This is a genomic window from Butyrivibrio sp. NATIVEDY162 (genome assembly GCF_045999815.1).
GTDB lineage: Bacteria > Bacillota > Clostridia > Lachnospirales > Lachnospiraceae > Butyrivibrio.
The window spans coordinates 1,902,495-1,919,491 of the sequence record NZ_CP172573.1 but is presented as its reverse complement, the minus strand read 5'-3'; the positions used below and the strand labels follow the sequence as shown (position 1 = coordinate 1,919,491).

At 40.7% G+C, this 16,997-nt stretch carries 27 protein-coding genes; 24 read left to right on the top strand and 3 right to left on the bottom strand.

Annotated features, from left to right (window positions below; all coding sequences use genetic code 11):
- Nucleotides 1-5: 5 nt before the first annotated feature.
- The gene (locus tag ACHCNF_RS08060) at nucleotides 6-221 is read left to right on the top strand and encodes an aspartate dehydrogenase (protein WP_408069334.1); all 216 of its coding nucleotides are present in this window, start codon (nucleotides 6-8) and stop codon (nucleotides 219-221) included.
- Between the two features lie 296 nt (nucleotides 222-517).
- Here the strand turns inward: ACHCNF_RS08060 and ACHCNF_RS08055 are convergent, their stop codons facing one another.
- On the bottom strand, nucleotides 518-1,711 hold the full coding sequence (locus ACHCNF_RS08055; RefSeq protein WP_408069333.1) for a type II toxin-antitoxin system HipA family toxin: 1,194 nt from the start codon (nucleotides 1,709-1,711) through the stop codon (nucleotides 518-520).
- Nucleotides 1,704-1,979 (bottom strand): helix-turn-helix domain-containing protein, encoded by a 276-nt coding sequence (locus tag ACHCNF_RS08050; RefSeq protein ID WP_408069332.1) that lies wholly within the window; start codon nucleotides 1,977-1,979, stop codon nucleotides 1,704-1,706. The genes ACHCNF_RS08055 and ACHCNF_RS08050 overlap by 8 nt, the downstream gene beginning before the upstream one ends.
- Nucleotides 1,980-2,250: 271 nt before the next feature.
- Here ACHCNF_RS08050 and ACHCNF_RS08045 point away from each other — a divergent pair, with 271 nt between their 5' ends.
- The 15 genes from ACHCNF_RS08045 to ACHCNF_RS07975 all read left to right on the top strand — a co-directional run bounded on the left by ACHCNF_RS08045 (nucleotide 2,251) and on the right by ACHCNF_RS07975 (nucleotide 10,799).
- Nucleotides 2,251-2,595: a hypothetical protein gene (locus tag ACHCNF_RS08045; protein ID WP_408069331.1), complete on the top strand. Its 345-nt coding sequence runs from the start codon at nucleotides 2,251-2,253 to the stop codon at nucleotides 2,593-2,595.
- Nucleotides 2,596-2,607: 12 nt separating this feature from the next.
- Nucleotides 2,608-2,934, top strand: a complete 327-nt coding sequence (locus ACHCNF_RS08040) for a hypothetical protein (RefSeq protein WP_408069330.1) — start codon at nucleotides 2,608-2,610, stop codon at nucleotides 2,932-2,934.
- Between the two features lie 419 nt (nucleotides 2,935-3,353).
- On the top strand, nucleotides 3,354-4,451 hold the full coding sequence (locus tag ACHCNF_RS08035; RefSeq protein ID WP_408072209.1) for an RtcB family protein: 1,098 nt from the start codon (nucleotides 3,354-3,356) through the stop codon (nucleotides 4,449-4,451).
- Nucleotides 4,448-5,194 (top strand): class I SAM-dependent methyltransferase, encoded by a 747-nt coding sequence (locus ACHCNF_RS08030; RefSeq protein ID WP_408069329.1) that lies wholly within the window; start codon nucleotides 4,448-4,450, stop codon nucleotides 5,192-5,194. Before ACHCNF_RS08035 ends, ACHCNF_RS08030 begins: the two co-directional genes overlap by 4 nt.
- Nucleotides 5,195-5,287: 93 nt before the next feature.
- Nucleotides 5,288-5,419, top strand: a complete 132-nt coding sequence (locus tag ACHCNF_RS08025; RefSeq protein WP_408069328.1) for a hypothetical protein — start codon at nucleotides 5,288-5,290, stop codon at nucleotides 5,417-5,419.
- Nucleotides 5,397-6,077 carry an MBL fold metallo-hydrolase gene (locus ACHCNF_RS08020; RefSeq protein WP_408069327.1) on the top strand — a complete coding sequence of 227 codons (681 nt, stop codon included), beginning with the start codon at nucleotides 5,397-5,399 and terminating at the stop codon, nucleotides 6,075-6,077. Before ACHCNF_RS08025 ends, ACHCNF_RS08020 begins: the two co-directional genes overlap by 23 nt.
- 46 nt (nucleotides 6,078-6,123) lie before the next feature.
- Nucleotides 6,124-6,606, top strand: a complete 483-nt coding sequence (locus ACHCNF_RS08015; RefSeq protein ID WP_408069326.1) for a GNAT family N-acetyltransferase — start codon at nucleotides 6,124-6,126, stop codon at nucleotides 6,604-6,606.
- A 4-nt stretch (nucleotides 6,607-6,610) separates the two neighbouring features.
- On the top strand, nucleotides 6,611-6,991 hold the full coding sequence (locus tag ACHCNF_RS08010; RefSeq protein ID WP_408069325.1) for a DUF5680 domain-containing protein: 381 nt from the start codon (nucleotides 6,611-6,613) through the stop codon (nucleotides 6,989-6,991).
- Between the two features lie 73 nt (nucleotides 6,992-7,064).
- On the top strand, nucleotides 7,065-7,208 hold the full coding sequence (locus ACHCNF_RS08005; RefSeq protein WP_408069324.1) for a tautomerase family protein: 144 nt from the start codon (nucleotides 7,065-7,067) through the stop codon (nucleotides 7,206-7,208).
- Nucleotides 7,184-7,435, top strand: coding sequence for an NUDIX domain-containing protein (locus tag ACHCNF_RS08000; protein ID WP_408069323.1), 252 nt, complete (start codon nucleotides 7,184-7,186; stop codon nucleotides 7,433-7,435). The genes ACHCNF_RS08005 and ACHCNF_RS08000 overlap by 25 nt, the downstream gene beginning before the upstream one ends.
- Before the next feature lie 28 nt (nucleotides 7,436-7,463).
- Entirely contained in the window at nucleotides 7,464-8,321 is an 858-nt protein-coding gene (locus tag ACHCNF_RS07995; protein ID WP_408069322.1) for an IS1096 element passenger TnpR family protein, read from the top strand.
- A gap of 36 nt (nucleotides 8,322-8,357) precedes the next feature.
- Nucleotides 8,358-8,660 carry a hypothetical protein gene (locus tag ACHCNF_RS07990; protein ID WP_408069321.1) on the top strand — a complete coding sequence of 101 codons (303 nt, stop codon included), beginning with the start codon at nucleotides 8,358-8,360 and terminating at the stop codon, nucleotides 8,658-8,660.
- A gap of 17 nt (nucleotides 8,661-8,677) precedes the next feature.
- Nucleotides 8,678-8,827 (top strand): hypothetical protein, encoded by a 150-nt coding sequence (locus tag ACHCNF_RS07985; protein WP_408069320.1) that lies wholly within the window; start codon nucleotides 8,678-8,680, stop codon nucleotides 8,825-8,827.
- 9 nt (nucleotides 8,828-8,836) lie between these two features.
- Nucleotides 8,837-9,277 (top strand): GNAT family N-acetyltransferase, encoded by a 441-nt coding sequence (locus ACHCNF_RS07980; protein WP_408069319.1) that lies wholly within the window; start codon nucleotides 8,837-8,839, stop codon nucleotides 9,275-9,277.
- A 163-nt stretch (nucleotides 9,278-9,440) separates the two neighbouring features.
- Nucleotides 9,441-10,799: a GNAT family N-acetyltransferase gene (locus ACHCNF_RS07975; RefSeq protein ID WP_408069318.1), complete on the top strand. Its 1,359-nt coding sequence runs from the start codon at nucleotides 9,441-9,443 to the stop codon at nucleotides 10,797-10,799.
- On the opposite strand, the gene ACHCNF_RS07970 is transcribed toward ACHCNF_RS07975, so the two are convergent.
- On the bottom strand, nucleotides 10,750-11,637 hold the full coding sequence (locus ACHCNF_RS07970; protein WP_408069317.1) for a LysR family transcriptional regulator: 888 nt from the start codon (nucleotides 11,635-11,637) through the stop codon (nucleotides 10,750-10,752). The two genes, ACHCNF_RS07975 and ACHCNF_RS07970, sit on opposite strands and share 50 nt — an antisense overlap.
- Before the next feature lie 145 nt (nucleotides 11,638-11,782).
- Between ACHCNF_RS07970 and ACHCNF_RS07965 the strand changes: the two genes are divergently transcribed.
- The 8 genes from ACHCNF_RS07965 to ACHCNF_RS07930 all read left to right on the top strand — a co-directional run bounded on the left by ACHCNF_RS07965 (nucleotide 11,783) and on the right by ACHCNF_RS07930 (nucleotide 16,960).
- Nucleotides 11,783-12,304 carry a flavodoxin gene (locus ACHCNF_RS07965; protein ID WP_029320101.1) on the top strand — a complete coding sequence of 174 codons (522 nt, stop codon included), beginning with the start codon at nucleotides 11,783-11,785 and terminating at the stop codon, nucleotides 12,302-12,304.
- Nucleotides 12,305-12,322: 18 nt separating this feature from the next.
- Nucleotides 12,323-12,853 carry a GNAT family N-acetyltransferase gene (locus tag ACHCNF_RS07960; RefSeq protein WP_408069316.1) on the top strand — a complete coding sequence of 177 codons (531 nt, stop codon included), beginning with the start codon at nucleotides 12,323-12,325 and terminating at the stop codon, nucleotides 12,851-12,853.
- 67 nt (nucleotides 12,854-12,920) lie between these two features.
- The gene (locus tag ACHCNF_RS07955) at nucleotides 12,921-13,151 is read left to right on the top strand and encodes a hypothetical protein (protein ID WP_408069315.1); all 231 of its coding nucleotides are present in this window, start codon (nucleotides 12,921-12,923) and stop codon (nucleotides 13,149-13,151) included.
- Between the two features lie 129 nt (nucleotides 13,152-13,280).
- Nucleotides 13,281-14,045, top strand: coding sequence for a zinc ribbon domain-containing protein (locus ACHCNF_RS07950; RefSeq protein ID WP_408069314.1), 765 nt, complete (start codon nucleotides 13,281-13,283; stop codon nucleotides 14,043-14,045).
- A 218-nt stretch (nucleotides 14,046-14,263) separates the two neighbouring features.
- On the top strand, nucleotides 14,264-14,656 hold the full coding sequence (locus tag ACHCNF_RS07945; RefSeq protein WP_408069313.1) for a cytidine deaminase family protein: 393 nt from the start codon (nucleotides 14,264-14,266) through the stop codon (nucleotides 14,654-14,656).
- Nucleotides 14,657-14,736: 80 nt separating this feature from the next.
- On the top strand, nucleotides 14,737-15,234 hold the full coding sequence (locus ACHCNF_RS07940; protein WP_408069312.1) for a GNAT family N-acetyltransferase: 498 nt from the start codon (nucleotides 14,737-14,739) through the stop codon (nucleotides 15,232-15,234).
- 154 nt (nucleotides 15,235-15,388) lie between these two features.
- Nucleotides 15,389-16,375: a serine hydrolase domain-containing protein gene (locus ACHCNF_RS07935; RefSeq protein ID WP_408069311.1), complete on the top strand. Its 987-nt coding sequence runs from the start codon at nucleotides 15,389-15,391 to the stop codon at nucleotides 16,373-16,375.
- 54 nt (nucleotides 16,376-16,429) lie between these two features.
- Nucleotides 16,430-16,960, top strand: a complete 531-nt coding sequence (locus tag ACHCNF_RS07930) for a nitroreductase family protein (protein WP_408069310.1) — start codon at nucleotides 16,430-16,432, stop codon at nucleotides 16,958-16,960.
- Nucleotides 16,961-16,997: the final 37 nt, after the last annotated feature.

Here is a 16,997-nt window from a genome sequence, read left to right as displayed (position 1 = left end):
AAAAAATGTTTTTCGAGAAGAGACGAGAAAAGCTAACCTATGACAAGGAAAATAAAAAGCCAGTTATTAAGGCAAGCATTTGTAATGGTGAAATGGTTGCCGGTTTTCAGGATATTCATACCGGGGCTTTTGATGAAGTGATGCTTGTAAAGAACGATGCAGAAATAGCTGATTTTATGCATCTGTATGGGATTACGGAAAAGGTTGAGAAGATTTACTGATCCGGTACCTATGCGAGTAACAAGAAATAGTGCCAGCACAGGTAATGTGCAACTTGACATACAATACTTTTCTGATAACAAACAGGTCTTGGATAGCTGTTACAGCACATATGAAAGAATAGGAATATCTCCGGAGGCTGTCAGAGAGCTATTGAAGAATCCGCATGCTACGGCTTTGGATTATCTGAATAGATCCCAATATTCATATGAGGAAATATCAGATCATGCGAGGTGGTAAATTTAAAATAGTAGTTCACACTACCGTCGCATGGCATTTTGAATGTATTGGTTTTTTTTTATTCTGCTATCTCTGAGATTCTGTCAGATAGTGGAGTTTTCTTTCTCTTACGAAGACGCTGTTCTTCAAGATAAACTCCAAGCTCATCCTGAGTGATTCTTTTTACTTTCTCTAGGCTGTCCAAGCAGTAGTCTTTGGATAGTCCGGCATCTATGCCAATCTTAACAAAATCTTTATCTGATATATCTTTTCCTTTCCCATTTACAGATGTGGTCTGTTCACCGAAATAGGTCGTGCTGTATGTCAGGTCGTATGCCGGAGCCAGCCTCCAGCTGTGATCCTCGGTATAGGTAAAAGAGAAATTCTTGGTGTGGTCGTCCCTGTTATGGCAAAGAGTGTTAAAGCACATAGTAAGGAACATCTGCTCTTTGTCATGAGCGTTGTCCTTGGTCAGGATCTGTATCAGGCGCATATATGTGGAGTAGTCACAGGAGGGCGCTCTGAAGTCTGCTTCCAGGAGACCAGCGAAAGTTATGGTAAAGATCTTTTTTCCTGATTTTCTGTCGAAGCGTTTGGTCTTAAAGTAGCCCTCGCATATTTTGGATGGGATCAGGTATGTGTCAGTCATCTCTATTCCGCACTTCTTGGCACTTAAGGAGTAGTCGTATTCTCTTTTTCCGCATATGGATGGATCCTTGGCTGCAGGGAATTTGACGATGAAATCCTCATTGTCCTCATGGAGAAGAATCTTTGGGCGTGTACCACCACTGGAACCGGCCATCTTAAACAGCAGATCTAACTGATCTGAAGGTTTTGATGAGATGAGATTAGCGCAGGCGGCAGATAGCTCGTCATAATCAAGGGCAGCGCTATCTATATTGAAATCTGCTTCTTTGGAAGGATAGTATTCAAGGGCTCCCATTCCGGATGTACCTACATAGGCGAGCCTGTCCAGGATTGTAAGCTGATCTCTGAGTATTCCTACAGAGGAGAGATACCTGTCAAATAGCAACTCTCCCCATGAATCAGGCAGACTATCAGCAAAAACGCCAAAAAGACCGTGGAAGATATCGCGGTTCTTTTCCGGTGGAACATATACGGTATTGGCTAGCGGGAGAGAACGAGGGCTTATGGAAAAACCGCTTCGGATCCAGCCATCGCTGTACTGAAAAGCAATACGTTTATCTGGCATTTCAGCCAGCGTTCCCACAAGTTTATCATGATAAAAGACATCAAGCTTTCTGTTACTCATCGTTTAAAACCTCATCAATATTAAGATAGACAGGCTGTGAGAAAAGAGTTTTGATCTCGTCAGCAAGTCCCAGTTCCATTGCAATCTTGACTAGAGACATGAGCGATATCTGGCCGGTCTGTTCAAATTTCTTGAGCGTGGCATAGCTGACGTTGCTCCTGTCGGCAAGCTGCTTCTGTGTAATCTTACGTCTTTTGCGAATCTTTTTTACCCTCTTAGCAAGGTCAAGTGTGATCTCAGCCGGGGTTTCCCATATGAATTCTGTCATGATGCATCTCCTTTTGATGCTATTATTATATCAAATTATGAAGTAAAAGGTCAAAATTGATATTATAGTAGCAATTAGCTGAAGAAATGGAGGGACCTATTCGAGTTATGAAAAAATGTATGTCGATTATGTCTGAAAATAAGGTGTGCAAAAAATATGCTGCCAATGTGAAATAAGAAGTCATATTTTACCGTTTTCTGTCTGTTTTCAGATAGGCATCTATACTATAATTTATCTTGTAAGGAAGAACTTACAGGAGGAGACATAAAATATGACAGCTAAAATATGGTTATTCGTAGTATTGATAGCAGTGCTTGCGCCGGTTTATCTCTTGTTCGGGGTGGCTACTTCCAAGAATGTTAAGAAAATGTCTGAAAAGAACAAGGAAGAGTATGAGAAAAACAGAGCAAAGCACAGATACCTGATTCTTGGGCAGAGCTGGGGAATGGGCGTAGGTGTTGCTGCTGGTTCTGTCATAAGTTATTTTTCAACTGGAAGAGTTTCAACGGGGATATGCCTGGGAATAGGACTTGGTATGCTTGTTGGTATGATGATTGGTGCCATGATAGACAGGAAAAAGAATATGGAGCAGAAAGCAGACGAGGTTAATCTTTAAAGGAGGGGCGCTATGAATGGAGCGACAATGGGATTTCTGGTATGGGCAGTTCTTGGTGCTATAATGATCGGTTTCGGAATTAGGGCTTTGTTCATGAAGACAGCTATAGGCTTTTGGGCAAATATCAGACAATTCCCTGTCAATGATATCAAGGGATATAATCGCTCAACCGGAATTTTGTTCATGTGCTATGGCATCATTTTCATTGTGCTAGGGCTTCCTTTGCTGACCGGACAAAATTCTCCATTTATTCTACTCTCGGTGTTAGGAGTGATGCTGGAAACCATAGTGATGATGGCAATTTACATTATGGTTATAACTAAGAAGTATAGGGGCTGATTTTCAGCCTTTATATTTTGAAATGTTTGGCACATTTTTCCAAACGACATAAAAACAACACTCTTTCGTTATAAAAGCGATATAGTCTTGGTGAAATAGGAGTATTGCGCGATACAAGAAATGTGATATACTTCAATCTGTAACAAATAATGCATGTCGCTCGTATGAGCAGAAAGGAGGACGATCATGAGATACATGACGACTATAACAGCTACTAATAACGCAAATGACAGAGGCATGATTGTCCGCCATCTATATTTCTGATTATTCTATCAGACTATTCATGATTTAAACTGGCAGGACTATTGTTGGCCTCTGATTCGACGGAGGTGTTTTTTGCGTGCTTAGAAGCAGAAGACATCCCAGACGGAGGTTTTATTTTGATATCAGTAAAAGGAAAATATGCAGAAGCACAGATCATGTGCATGCAGGAACTCACTGGCTCAGATGTGGATCATTATGCCCTTTCGCAGATAAAAATGATATGTGACAATGAGGCATCTGAGGGATCAGTAATCAGGGTTATGCCGGATGTTCACCCAGGAAAAGTCGGACCGATAGGACTTACAATGACTGTGGAAGACAGAATTCTTCCTGAGCTTGTTGGCATAGATATTGGTTGTGGGATGCTGGCAGTTGAGCTTGGTAAAGTCAGAAACGATTTTCAGAAGCTAGACAGCGTTATCAGGGAAAATATACCGGTCGGGTTTAGTATCAGAGGGTGTGCACACAGTAATGCTGATTTTGATTTTTCAAGGCTCAGATGCTGCAAGCATATCCGCAATGAAAAGGTCATGCTTAGCATTGGGACGCTTGGAGGCGGAAATCACTTTATCGAGATTGATCAGAATGATGACAGGGAATCTTACATGGTGATCCATACTGGGAGCAGGCATCTGGGAAAAGAAGTCGCTGAGTATTACATGGATGCCGGTCAGAAAGAGCTAAAATCAAAAGGTGTCACGGATGTGCCCTATGAACTGACGTACCTCACAGGTACGCTCATGGATGACTATCTTCATGACATAGCCATAGTGCAGGAGTATGCAGATCTTAACCGCAAAGTTATTGCAAGAGAGATTCTTAAAGGAATGAAATGGAAAGAAAAGGAATCGGTTTCCTGCATCCATAACTATGTGGACTTTTCTGGAGATAAGCCGGTTCTCAGAAAAGGAGCAATTTCAGCCAGGGCAGATGAAGAAGTCATAATTCCTATAAATATGAAGGACGGGGTTATTCTTGGTAAAGGACTTGGAAATAAAGAGTGGAACTATTCTGCTCCTCATGGAAGCGGGAGAATCTCTTCAAGGGAGAATGTCCTACAGAATCATACGGTTTCTGAGTTTAAGGCAGAGATGAAGGGGGTATATTCTGTCTGCATCGGAAAAGAGACTCTGGATGAAGCTCCTTTTGCTTACAGAAGAGAGGGCTATATAAAAGAAGCTGTAAAAGATACAGTGATGATTGAGAAAATCATCAAGCCTGTCTACAACTACAAAGGAGGTAATGCCAGATGATTATGCAGATCAGCTCTGGAATGGGACCTGTAGAGTGCAGGGTGGCAGTAGGAGGAATATTTGGGCAGCTTCAACAAGAGTTCCCGGACATAGAAGTCATTACAGCGACCAAGGGAGGATGTAGAATGTTAGACAACAGAGGATTTGATTTATGGGCAGACGGATATGACGCAGAGTTGGGAATTTCTGATGAAGAAAACAGCTATCCGTTTGCTGGATATAAGGATGTTTTGGGTGGTATTTTCCAAGAAGTAATGACTAAGGGGAATGCCCGTGTTTTAGATATTGGATTTGGAACAGGAACTTTGACAACGAGGCTTTATGAAAATGGCTGTGATGTGTATGGGCAGGATTTCTCTCAGCGCATGATAGAACTTGCAAAGTTAAAAATGCCTGATGCACACCTATATCAAGGTGATTTTTCCAAGGGATTAGTTCCGGAACTAAGTGACTGTAGGTTTGATTTCATTATCGGAACCTATTCTCTTCACCATTTATCAGATGACCAGAAAACAGCTTTCTTCAAAGTTCTGTTGAATCAGCTTAATGAAGGGGGAAAGCTACTTATAGGTGATGTCGCTTTTGGGAACAGGACAGAGCTTGAAAAATGCAGAGCTGATGCTGGGGATGACTGGGATTATGATGAAATCTATTTTGTGATAGATGAGATAAGAAAAGTGTTCCCACAGACTGAGTTTGAGCAAAAGTCATATTGTTCTGGGATACTAAAAATTAGCAGATAATTGAAGCAGTATGTAAGCCATTTTGCGGTAGAAGATGCTGTGAAATGGCTTCTTTTCTGATATAGTAGAATATGAGTTTTGAGTGGAGGGAATATGGGGCAGAAAGAATGGATATTAAACTTAGAAGACAATGAGTGGCCGCTCACTACAATTGACCATTTGAAAAATATATATATACACTCAGATGAAGGGTGGTGCGAAGATGCTGAAAAGACTAACAGATAGGATTTGGTACTATCCCATGGAAGAGGAAAGGGACAGACCTAATCTGGGATATATACGTGGAGACAATTGGAGCATTGCTGTTGATGCGGGGCATTCGGAGGGGCATACCAGAGAGTTTTATAAGGCTTTAGAAGAGAATGGTTTACCGCTTCCAAAGCTCACAGTAATAACACATTGGCACTGGGATCATACATTTGGAATGCATGTGGTAAATGGTCTTTGCCTTGCAAATGACCGGACAAATCAGTATCTAAACGATTTTAGGAACAGGATAGAACAGGAAGGAACGGAATTCTTTTTGAATCTGGATGAGAGAATACGTAATGAGTATTCCGATAACAGACCGGTAATTGTAACTTCTGCAGATATGATTTTCCATGGCAATATGATACTGGATGCAGGTAACTGCCGGGTTAAGGTTTACCAGGCTGATGCACCGCATACAGATGATTCAACTTTTATTGAGGTTTCTGATGAAGGAGTTCTGTTTGTTGGGGATGCAGCCTGTGGGTCACTATCGGAATGGAAAAAGGATCCTGTTCTTAGCAAGAGCCTGGCAGAGACTATCAGGAAATCTGAGGCAACTATCTGCCTTGAAGGCCACTGGGATCCTGTTCCTAAGGAAGATACGATTCGTGATTTATTAGAGGAAACATGATGACTATCTTTGGTGAGCAGGATTATAAATTTTCATGGGAGAACAAATGATACGAGAAGTTAAACGTGAAGATATAGGGGAATGCTTGAATATTATAAGGCAGAGCTTTATTACTGTGGCAGATGAGTTTGGCTTTACGCCTGAAAATGCTCCGAGATTTACAGCATTTGCAACAACAGAAGATAGACTCATCTGGCAGATGGATAATGAGAATCGTCTTATGTATATATATGAGCAGGAAGGCGTCCCATGCGGATACTATTCACTGCTGATGCAGGAGAATGAAGAATGTGAGCTTAATAATCTTTCTGTTCTTCCTGAGTACAGACATCTTGGAATAGGAAAAAAGCTTTTAGAACATGCATATGAATCAGCGAGGAACGCAGGATGCAAGGCAATCAATATAGGAATTGTTGAAGAGAATGTAGTTTTGCGCAGATGGTATGAGCAAAATGGAGCTGTTCATGTCGGGACAAAGAAATTTGATTTTTTCCCATTTACATGTGGATTTATGAGGAAGGAAATATAAGAAAATGAATAAACAGATGATAGATTTCCTAATCAGGGCAAAGAGGGCGACTTATGCAGGTAAGGGAGCTGAGACAGTACCTTCAAGAGAAAAATCTCACGACCTTGTATATGAAGATGGCGATTATATGTATTACGACACCTATCTTGGAGGCAACAAATTTGCCGGTGAAGAAGCGCTGTGGATAAAGAAAAATCCATACTGGAGCATGAATTATGTGGGAAGGGTAATCGGAGAAAACTTCAGCGGAGATTTTTTGAAGGAATCATTGCTTCTGGTTCCGGAGGAAAAGCCATTTAGAGGACCAGATGAGCATGCTAACGGTGATTACAAATATGAATGTCGCATTGATGGGGACTTTGAATGGTTCCAAGGCAGGAAATAATCAGCTATAAAGGAAATATCATATACGAATGCTATTTCCACGGAGGACTCATTGAGTAAGGAATGTGGAAATTATGCCTCATGTTGAAATCAAATGTTTTGAAGGAAGAACTGACAAACAAAAAACAGAATGCGCTGAGAGGATTACGCAGGTAATAGCAGAGGCATTAGTCTGCAAGAGAGGAATAGTACCATGGAACAAAGAACAGAAAAAGTAGAATTGACTGTTTTGTGCCTGATACAGGATGGGAAAAGAGTTTTATTACAAAATAGAATTAAAGAGGATTGGAAGGGCTATACACTTCCAGGCGGTCATGTTGAATCGGGGGAATCTTTTGTGGATGCCGTTAAGCGTGAGATGAGGGAAGAGACCGGACTTGATATCATTAATCCTAAACTGGTTGGGATAGATGGGAATAATTCAGTGTGGAGAATGGGATTTTAGAAATAGAGAAAGGGGAGTTGATAACAAAATGAAACAATATACTTTGAAAGTCTATCCGCAGGGACAGGCAAGAAAAACATACAGGGTGATAGAGATATCGGGGAATGATACCCTGGACAGACTATGTGAGGTGATTCTTGCAGCATTTGATTTTATTCATGAGCATATGTATGAATTTAGTATGACGGGAAAACTATACTCGGATGACAATTATTCCTGTTATCCGGAATATAAAGGACAGCCATCGACTGATACAAAGCTTGATAAGTTGGGACTTCAAAAGGGACAGAAGTTTATCCTGCATTACGATTTTGGAGATGACTGGGTATTTGAGATTCAGGTGCAGGATATACATGATGAAAAGACCCGTGTTATCGCCCATGTGATAGAAGAAAAGGGCAGTGTTGAGCAGTACCCGGATTATGATGACTGGGACGACGATGATGATTATGATGAAGAACCTGATGAAGCCATTGAAGCCAGAAAAGAGAACAAAAAGTATCTGGACATGTTTTTAAAAGATCTGAAGGCTTCAGGGATTTCTGCTAAGACCATACAGAATCATATGGATAACGTTGATTTTTATCTGACGGATTATCTGCCATTTACAGATGAGGAATGCACGGACATGAAAGCTGGAGCAGAGTCCTTCAATCTTCGTGATTTTTTTGGATACTTTTATATCCACAAGTGTATGTGGTCCACACCTAATAATCTTAAGTCTACCGGTGCCAGCATAAAGAAGTTTTACAAGTGCATGGCAGATCATGGGGAGATAAGCAAAGAAAAATATAAGGAACTGTGTACTCTTTTCAAGGAAGAGATGGCAGACTGGCAGGAAGAGTGTCGCAGATTTAATGATGATGATGATTTCTTCCTGTATTAAAAACGGCTACTTGATTTGAAACAGAGGCTAATGAATATGAAAAATGCTACTAAAAGAGAAAGGATTGTAACAGCGATATTGGGGAGTGTGATAAAGAATATATTAAATGGCATGATTATTGCCGGAGTTATGGTTTTGGTCATAGGACTGTATTACTGGATGATAAAGGCTGGGATTCCATATCAGGATCCTACCGAGGAACTTCGGATACAATATGTTATTAACATGGGAATAGGTGATGCGCTGATCAGGAATGGATTTAAGATCTTTATTTTGGGCGTAGTGTGCAGGCTTGTAATGCTTGTACTGAACCGAAGGGAGGCTAAAGGAATAAGATAAATGAGGCGCAGATCTGGGTGCCTGAATATGAAGTGGAGCAGAAATATAATTCCATGAAGAGCCGATTCAAACTGAAGATTTCAGAAGAACTGGCAGAGAGCATCTGCAGAATGTATCTGACCCATCCCGGAGTTGATGTGGCGGGGATTATACAGCGGATAAGCTGAGGTGGACAGATGGAACTTAAACGAATAGGAATTGAGCAAAAGGAAACAATAAAAAGGCTGTTTGTAAGTGTTTTTACAATTGAACCCTGGAACGATGACTGGTCTGATGAAAATCAGCTGGATTGTTATATAGATGATCTGATTGGACAGGGATATTCGCTTGCATATGGATTATATGATGGTGATGAGCTCATCGGGATGTCGCTGGGCTACATAAAGCACTGGTATACAGAAACAGAATATTATATCGATGAACTATGCATAAGAACTGACAGGCAAGGAGCTGGAGCTGGTACTTTTTTCTTGGCTGAAATAGAAAAGACACTAAAAGAACTTGGATTGAAGCAGATCTTTTTACAGACAGAAGCTCATGCTCCTGCTTATGAGTTCTATAAAAAGAACGGCTATACCGAATTAGAAGGGCACGTATCATTCGCCAAAGAGCTGTGATCCACAGAGATGGCTTGAATGGAAGAATGGCATAGGCGCAAAATGGATAAACAGATACTTATTGATAACATAGACAGAGTACATACAACCGACATGGACGTGAATCGAATAAAGAAAAATCTTTCACGCGAATTACTGCTCACAAAGAAAAGAGATAGCTGATATGGAACGCCCTGAGTTTAAAAAAATAAAAGACTATGACGAATTTTGTAAATATTATTGGTATCGTGAAGAATTGATCAAAATATGTAAAGAGCTTGGACTTAAGGCCGATGGAAGCAAAATAGAGTTGAACAATGTTATCAAGGCTTATTTCTCCGGCGATATGATCCTGCCCGAAAAGAGAAAAAGTAATCGCTCTAAGTCTCTGGTAAAGGATCTGACTCTGGATACAGGGCTTATAGAGTGCGGATTTACATTTGGTAACAGATTCCGGGATTTCTATGCAGAGCAGACAGGGGTAAGACCGTTCAAGTTCAATGTTGATATGGTTGCGTCAGCTAAGGCTGTAAAGGAAAATGGTGATGAGTCTTTTACATTAGGTGATCTGCTGGATATTTACTACGGAAAGAGGACCTATGCAAAGTATGATAAGTCAATGCTTCAGTGGAATAAGTTCTTACAAGATTTCTGTGCAGACGAATCGACTGGGGTTTTTGATGAGAGACTTAAGGCTGCTGCGGCTCTATGGAAAATAGTAAGGGAGTCTGATAAGCCCAAAAAGTATTCGCATGAATTGTTCGAGAAATATAAAGATGAGGTGTTTGCAAGAAAATGTAGCAGCAATGGCGTTTATCCTTTGTCGATAGCAGAAGGCTTTCAAGAGGGAAAGACTTTCTATTCTGGTGACTTAAAGACAGCTTTATTCTGGCATTATTGTGGCTTTGCATATCTATCTGGTAGTGTAGGCGATTTGTTTCTCGAGAAGATATATCAGGATTATTATGTAAAAACTTTAGATAGAAGATTTGTTCTAATAACAGATAATTCGAAAGTGATAGACTACTTTTCCTATAAAGATGAAGTTGTGATAGATAGAAGAATAGAGTATCGTTTTGGCAATTTATTACAGAGAGCTCCGGAATGTAGGTACAAAGTAGAACCCATATCGGCATTTAATTATGATAGGATTCATGGAAATATCATTCCTGCATTTTCCTGGTCGGATAAAGAACAGTTTCTTAAAAATGGATTTGGATTTGTAGCGCTTGATGGAGATAAAGTTATAGCGGTTGCATTTTCTGCTGCAGTTAGTTCGCATGAGGTTGATATCGGTGTTGAAACTGATGAAAACTATCGCCATCAGGGACTGGCTAAGGTGGTTGCTGACAGGATGTGTCGAGAGATAATATCTCAGGGGAAGAAGCCTGTGTGGGCACATGCTATAGCTAATGAAGGTTCAAAATATACAGCACTTGGTGTTGGATTTGTTGAAGATAAGGTAAATATGGTAATTAAGAGAAAAATGGAAGTTAAAGTGGGAAGGCCACTGCATCATTGTACAGCTTTTGAAGCGTCTTGATAAATGCGGCAAGGCTCTCTCGGCTATCCGTCTTGTGAGTGCAGAGAACGCAGTGAAAGCATTCCTTGCAGTCATAAGGGATCCATGCAAACTGTCCGCTATGGTCGTTTAAGAATCCGGGAGCAAGGCAGATGCCTTTGCCGGATGCAACATTTACAAGAGTAGAGTCGTGATCGGGACTGTTAAAATATTCGATCTTCCCGGAGGCGATGAGCTTTTGCTGGACACTACGTAAAGCGTTCGGAGAGCCACCTCCTACCATGAGTGTGCGTCCGTAGATATCTTCATCTGTGATGAGGTTCTTTTTTGCCAGCGGATCGTTTTTATCAGCAATAAGGTAAATCCCGGAATCAAAGAGCTTGTGTACGTTGATCCCCGGGATATGCTTAGTCTGTTCGATGAGCGCAAAGAGGACATCGGACTCATCCTTTAAAAAACTTTCTACACCATTATCGTACTGAAACAGAGGAGTGACCTGAACACCGGGTTGCTCCTTTTCAAATATGCGAATCGCCTCAGGCAGGAAATATATGGCCTGTCTGACCATCATGGAAACTGTTATGTTGTCAGTATACCTGGCACTGAAATTCTGCCCCTGTTCTATTGCTCTCTTCATATCCTCACGCATACCGGAAAGATACGTTACGAACTGCTGACCGGCAGGAGTGAGTGTGGCTCCCTTGCCGTTCCTTTCAAATATCTTAAAGCCGACCTCATCTTCCAGCAGTTTTACCTGATAGGAAAATGTGGGCTGGCTTACAAAGGCATTCTCTGCAGCGCGACTGAAGTTAAGTGTTCGCGCCAGTTCTATACAGTAATCGATCTGTTTGGTGGTCATTGAAAAATCCCCCCCGGAATCAGTCATTTAAAAATTAAATCAATTATAGGATAATTCAATTGGATATTTCAAGCGTTCTGTGTGATAATTTTAGCAACGAAGCGAATAATCACAGTTCACGAAAACTATAACGGAGGATAACACGATGGCAAAAACACTGATAGCATTCTTTTCAAGAGCAGATGAGAACTATTTTGGCGGAGCAATGAGATACGTAAAGGTCGGGAACACCGAGATCGTAGCAGGGATCATGAAGGAGCTGATCGATGCGGATACATTTAAGATCGAGATGAAGGACCCTTATTCACCGGTTTACATGACCTGCATCGATGAAGCGAAGAAGGACAAGCAGAATAATGCAAGACCCGAGCTTACTGATTATTTAGGCAGCATCGATGAGTATGACACCATCGTTCTTGGTTACCCGAATTATTGGGGAACTTTCCCGATGGCAGTCGCAACTTTCCTGGAAAGATATGACTTCACCGGAAAGACCATCCTTCCACTTTGCACCAATGAAGGAAGCGGAATGGGATCCAGTGAGAGTGATATTAAAAAGTCTGCCAAAGGAGCAACGGTAAAGAGTGGACTTGCGATCACTGGCTCTAAGGCAGCTGATTCCGGGGATGTAGTAAAGAAGTGGTTTGCGGCAAACGGTTTGATCTAAAAAAGGACGGTGACAGAGATGGATTACGAAAAGGGATATGTTTTTGATCTGATGGAACAGGGCGGACCTACTGATGTGAGGGAGCCGCATTTTAAGGAAGTGATATTTGGAGAAGCATCTGACATCGATTCCTGGATGCAATTGGTAAAACAAGTGAGCTGGAATTTTCCAGGGCTTGAAACTGAAGATAGTATTGAAGAACATAAGTTGACCGTTCTTAAATTTATCGACAAAAGACAGGCGCTGTGTGTGAAAGATAATACTGATGTTATTGGAATACTATTGTTTTCACGGAATAAAAACATGATCTGTTGTTTGACGGTAAGCCCGAAGTATCGTAAAAAAGGAATTGCATCCGCTCTATTGAGAAAGGCGCTATCAGAACTTGATAGAAATAAGGATATTACGGTGTCAACGTTCCGTGATGACGATGACAAGGGTATAGCTCCAAGAGCTTTATATAAGAGCTTTGGATTTGAGGAAGGGGAGCTGACAGTAGAATTTGGCTATCCTAATCAGGAGTTTGTTTTAAAGCATGAGTGTCTTTGAGAATAAATACAGAAGTAACGCAACAGAATTAGCATAATTATCAGTAGAATTGACTATGGGGGGATGAATGATGCAGTTTGGGATGCCAACACTTGTTGAGAACCATACGCTTGAGGAAAATATAAATCTTTGCAACAATCTGGGTCTTAATTTCATAGAATTAAATATGAACTTTCCGGAGTATCAGGTCCAGTGCCTGGAACAGACTGACTATCTATCTGAATTGGCTAAGAAAGCAGGAATATATTACACTATTCATCTGGATGAAAATTTGAACATAGCAGATATTAGTTGGTGAAATATAATGACACACCTGTGTCGTGTTATGTTTAGTTTTTCTAAATAATTCAAAGATAATAGGAGCAACAGAGAGTTGCGTGTATTATGAATACCTCTGTATTAGAATAATAGTAGAGGAGGGATTAACATGAATACAAAAGACGTTTTATTTGAGCTTAGAACCAAGAATAATATGTCTCAGGATGATCTGGCTGAAAAGGTCTTTGTGACCCGCCAGGCAGTTTCGCGTTGGGAAAATGGTGATACGGTTCCGAATACTGAGACGTTAAAACTGTTATCTAACCTTTATAATGTTTCAATAAACACATTGCTAGGTTCACCGCATAAGCTGATTTGTCAGTGTTGTGGCATGCCACTGGAAGATTCAATTATTGGAAGAAACAAAGACGGATCTTTTAATGAGGATTACTGTAAATGGTGCTATGCTGATGGAACATTTACATACAGCGATATGGATAATCTTATTGAAGTATGTATTCCTAACATGGTTAATGAGAACTTCACAGAGAATCAGGCTCGTGAGTATTTGAAACAGGAACTCCCCAAACTGGACTATTGGAAAAGATACGAAGAACTCAGTGATGATGGACAGTTTGAAGCTTTCAAGAAACAGCTGATAAATGAGATTAATGAACTTCATATTGAAGGAATGCCCAAGATAGATAAGCTAAATGCGCTTGTAGGAAGTTATGTCAACCTTGAATATCCTCTTCCAAGTGGTGCCAGGGTGAAATTTCTAGATGATAATGTGACATATCTTGGTAACCAGCTTGAATCCGAGTTAGGCGGTGACAGATGTTTTGGTATCCTTGCAAATATGGATTTCATTATGGTATGCACCTATGAGGCGGAAGGTGCCAACCCGGAACTAGTTCTGTATAAAAAAAGATAAGCTTTTACTTAAAAACAATACAAGGAAACCGAGCAGGTTTTTTTTACTGCGTATTGACCTAAGAACGCAGGAAGGCTTTGCGGTAGGCAATGTAGATAGGCTTTATAAAATAGTAATTGTGCGCCATTTCAGCGTCGTATACAATGATAAATAAGGCGTTGTAGGACGCATTCATAGGAAATATCTATATTTTATCATTGCAACGAGGAGATTAGATTATGGATAAAATATGGGAAGAAATGTATAACGCTGCAAAGGCAGTGCTTAAACCGGTAACTATTTCTGATTATGTGTCTGCGGGGGAAGTATCTGCTGCAGTTCGGTCTAAAACCGGAAAGATATATACGGGTGTTTGTATTGATACCTGTTCCACGCTTGGGATATGTGCAGAAAGAAACGCAATATTTAATATGATCACTAATGGCGAGTATGAAATTGACAGAGTTCTTTGCATTCCACCGAATGAAGGAAAAGGTGCTCCTTGTGGCGCGTGCAGAGAATTGATGACTCAGCTCATGCCGGGGAATTATAAAGATATAGATATCATGATTGATTACGCTGCAGGTCGTGTGATGAAACTTGGTGAGCTGACACCTGAATGGTGGATATGATAATTTTGGGATAATTGGTTAGGAATATTTTTTTGAAGAGTTTGTATCAATAAATATAAACCAGAGAGGCAGGATAGATAATGAAGCTCAGAATATATCAGGAAGAGGACGCTATATTCATTTGTAAATGGATTCGCTCGGAAGAAGAAATGTTCAAATGGTCAGCAGACAGGATCAACCGTTTCCCACTTCTGCCTCAGGATATCAATGAAAATTATAGAGTGCAGCTTACAAGTGGCAGGTTTTTCCCGATTTCAGCGGTGGATGATGAAGGAAATGTTGTTGGTCATTTTATCATCAGATATCCCAAAACTGATGATGATTCTGCTGTCCGTTTCGGCTTTGTTGTGATCAATCCGAACCTGCGAGGGAAGGGCTATGGAAAAGAAATGCTCCTTCTTGGGATAGAGTATGTTAAGGAGCACTTTAAGGTCCAAAGGATTGACCTGGGTGTATTTGAAAATAATAACAACGCCAGATACTGCTATGAGGCAGTAGGGTTCAGGGAGTATAGTAGGCGATTGTGCACAATGAAAATAGGTACATGGGAATGCATCGACATGGAGTTATTCTTATAAGGAAAGATTAGGCATGACAGATTTGAGTTTTCAGATTGGGGATAGCTATGTTATTTGAATACAAATATTTTTAAGATTTTTCTTGAAAACAATTTTTAATCATATTAGCCTTTTCTTAGGACGTCTGAATCTTACCTAAGAGGAGGCTATTTTCTTGAATAAAGAGCAATTACATCAGTACATTAGCGAAAGCACCGGTAACGAGAGCAACATCTGCCAGATATATGCGATTAAGGATGGCTCTACTGTTTTTGATGACTGCTGGCATGGCTTTAAAACAATAGATGCGATGAATGTCAATTCCGTTACCAAAGGAGTGATGGGGCTGCTTGCCGGTATTGCACTGGATGAGGGGCATATTAAGAGTGTAGATCAGAAGGTGATGGATTTTTTTCAGGATTACACTGTAAAGCGTGGCGAGAAAACTATCTATGATGTAACAATCAGGCATTTGCTTACAATGACAGCTCCATATAAGGGCAAGTCAGAACCCTGGAAAAAAGTGTGTACTTCACAGGACTTTACTCTTGCCATACTTGATTATCTTGGAGGTCGTAAGGGAATCACGGGAGAGTTCAGGTATGCTACCCTTGGTATTCAGATTTTGACAGGAATAATCGAGAGAGCGACAGGGGAGAAATGCATTGATTTTGCCAACAGGAAGCTGTTTGAGCCGCTGGATCTTCCGAAGAGAATACCACACGGAGATAGCTCCAAGGAAGACCAGTTTGATTTCTTCATGAACAAAAATCCCAGAAAATATGAATGGTATACTGACCCTGGGGGCTGTGTTACTGCAGGGTGGGGATTGTGCATGTCGGCAAAAGATATGGCTGTAGTCGGCGAACTTGTTCTTAATAGGGGGATGTGTGATGGCAGGAGGATTGTTTCTGAGAGCTACTTAAGAGAGATGCTGACACCACATATTAAGCTTGGGGAGCGATTTGGCCACATGAACTACGGCTACTTATGGTATAAGCCTTATGACGACAGAGAAGTTTACGCGGCGATTGGCGACAGTGGAAATATAATCTATGTAAACAAAGAGGAAAATGCTTCAGTAGGAATTACGGGTACATTCAAGCCAAGGATTTTTGACAGAGTGGAGTTCATAGAGGAAAAAGTGTTACCGGTTCTATAGGGATTAGTTTCAGGAAAGCAAGTTTAATTTTGAAATTAACGGAGGACTTAGCATATGAATGTAACAGAAGCAATCAACAAGAGGCATAGCTACAGAGGAAATTATCTCCCTGAACCGGTCTCTCATAATGATTTAGTGAAGATAATGGAAGCGGGAATTGCAGCTCCATCTGGCTGCAATAAACAAACAACCAGTTTTATAGCAGTTGACGATGCAGCTGTTCTGAAGAAAATTCATGAAGCAATAGATCCACCGATATGTGAAACGGCACCGGCTATGATTGTAGTACTGACGCAAAGAATAAATGCATATCGTGATAGATGCTTTGCTATTCAGGATTACTCCGCTGCAATTGAAAACATGCTGTTGACTATCGTAGAACTGGGATATCAGAGCTGTTGGTATGAAGGTCATATTACGGATGAAGACAGAATATGCGATAAGATAGCAGAAATTCTCTCTGTTCCTGATAATTACGAGGTTGTATGTATATTGCCTGTGGGAATAGCAGAGAATGAACCGGTTGCACCGAAGAAAAAAGGTTTTGAAGAGCGGGCATGGTTTAATTCATTTAGAGGTTTGTGAGGCAGGAAAGCAGGCAGCTATAAGTAATGAAAAAGTT

Coding starts and splice junctions, on each gene's coding strand:
- ACHCNF_RS07955 (WP_408069315.1), top strand. CDS start 12,921: ATGATGCAGTTTGGGATGCCAACACTTGTTGAGAACCATACGCTTGAG.
- ACHCNF_RS07975 (WP_408069318.1), top strand. CDS start 9,441: ATGGAACGCCCTGAGTTTAAAAAAATAAAAGACTATGACGAATTTTGT.
- ACHCNF_RS07960 (WP_408069316.1), top strand. CDS start 12,323: ATGGATTACGAAAAGGGATATGTTTTTGATCTGATGGAACAGGGCGGA.
- ACHCNF_RS08055 (WP_408069333.1), bottom strand. CDS start 1,711: ATGAGTAACAGAAAGCTTGATGTCTTTTATCATGATAAACTTGTGGGA.
- ACHCNF_RS08025 (WP_408069328.1), top strand. CDS start 5,288: ATGGGGCAGAAAGAATGGATATTAAACTTAGAAGACAATGAGTGGCCG.
- ACHCNF_RS08015 (WP_408069326.1), top strand. CDS start 6,124: ATGATACGAGAAGTTAAACGTGAAGATATAGGGGAATGCTTGAATATT.
- ACHCNF_RS08045 (WP_408069331.1), top strand. CDS start 2,251: ATGACAGCTAAAATATGGTTATTCGTAGTATTGATAGCAGTGCTTGCG.
- ACHCNF_RS07970 (WP_408069317.1), bottom strand. CDS start 11,637: ATGACCACCAAACAGATCGATTACTGTATAGAACTGGCGCGAACACTT.
- ACHCNF_RS08030 (WP_408069329.1), top strand. CDS start 4,448: ATGATTATGCAGATCAGCTCTGGAATGGGACCTGTAGAGTGCAGGGTG.
- ACHCNF_RS08000 (WP_408069323.1), top strand. CDS start 7,184: ATGGAACAAAGAACAGAAAAAGTAGAATTGACTGTTTTGTGCCTGATA.
- ACHCNF_RS07965 (WP_029320101.1), top strand. CDS start 11,783: ATGGCAAAAACACTGATAGCATTCTTTTCAAGAGCAGATGAGAACTAT.
- ACHCNF_RS07930 (WP_408069310.1), top strand. CDS start 16,430: ATGAATGTAACAGAAGCAATCAACAAGAGGCATAGCTACAGAGGAAAT.
- ACHCNF_RS08040 (WP_408069330.1), top strand. CDS start 2,608: ATGAATGGAGCGACAATGGGATTTCTGGTATGGGCAGTTCTTGGTGCT.
- ACHCNF_RS07945 (WP_408069313.1), top strand. CDS start 14,264: ATGGATAAAATATGGGAAGAAATGTATAACGCTGCAAAGGCAGTGCTT.
- ACHCNF_RS08035 (WP_408072209.1), top strand. CDS start 3,354: ATGTGCATGCAGGAACTCACTGGCTCAGATGTGGATCATTATGCCCTT.
- ACHCNF_RS07995 (WP_408069322.1), top strand. CDS start 7,464: ATGAAACAATATACTTTGAAAGTCTATCCGCAGGGACAGGCAAGAAAA.
- ACHCNF_RS07940 (WP_408069312.1), top strand. CDS start 14,737: ATGAAGCTCAGAATATATCAGGAAGAGGACGCTATATTCATTTGTAAA.
- ACHCNF_RS08050 (WP_408069332.1), bottom strand. CDS start 1,979: ATGACAGAATTCATATGGGAAACCCCGGCTGAGATCACACTTGACCTT.
- ACHCNF_RS07980 (WP_408069319.1), top strand. CDS start 8,837: ATGGAACTTAAACGAATAGGAATTGAGCAAAAGGAAACAATAAAAAGG.
- ACHCNF_RS08060 (WP_408069334.1), top strand. CDS start 6: ATGTTTTTCGAGAAGAGACGAGAAAAGCTAACCTATGACAAGGAAAAT.
- ACHCNF_RS08010 (WP_408069325.1), top strand. CDS start 6,611: ATGAATAAACAGATGATAGATTTCCTAATCAGGGCAAAGAGGGCGACT.
- ACHCNF_RS07950 (WP_408069314.1), top strand. CDS start 13,281: ATGAATACAAAAGACGTTTTATTTGAGCTTAGAACCAAGAATAATATG.
- ACHCNF_RS08005 (WP_408069324.1), top strand. CDS start 7,065: ATGCCTCATGTTGAAATCAAATGTTTTGAAGGAAGAACTGACAAACAA.
- ACHCNF_RS08020 (WP_408069327.1), top strand. CDS start 5,397: ATGCTGAAAAGACTAACAGATAGGATTTGGTACTATCCCATGGAAGAG.
- ACHCNF_RS07990 (WP_408069321.1), top strand. CDS start 8,358: ATGAAAAATGCTACTAAAAGAGAAAGGATTGTAACAGCGATATTGGGG.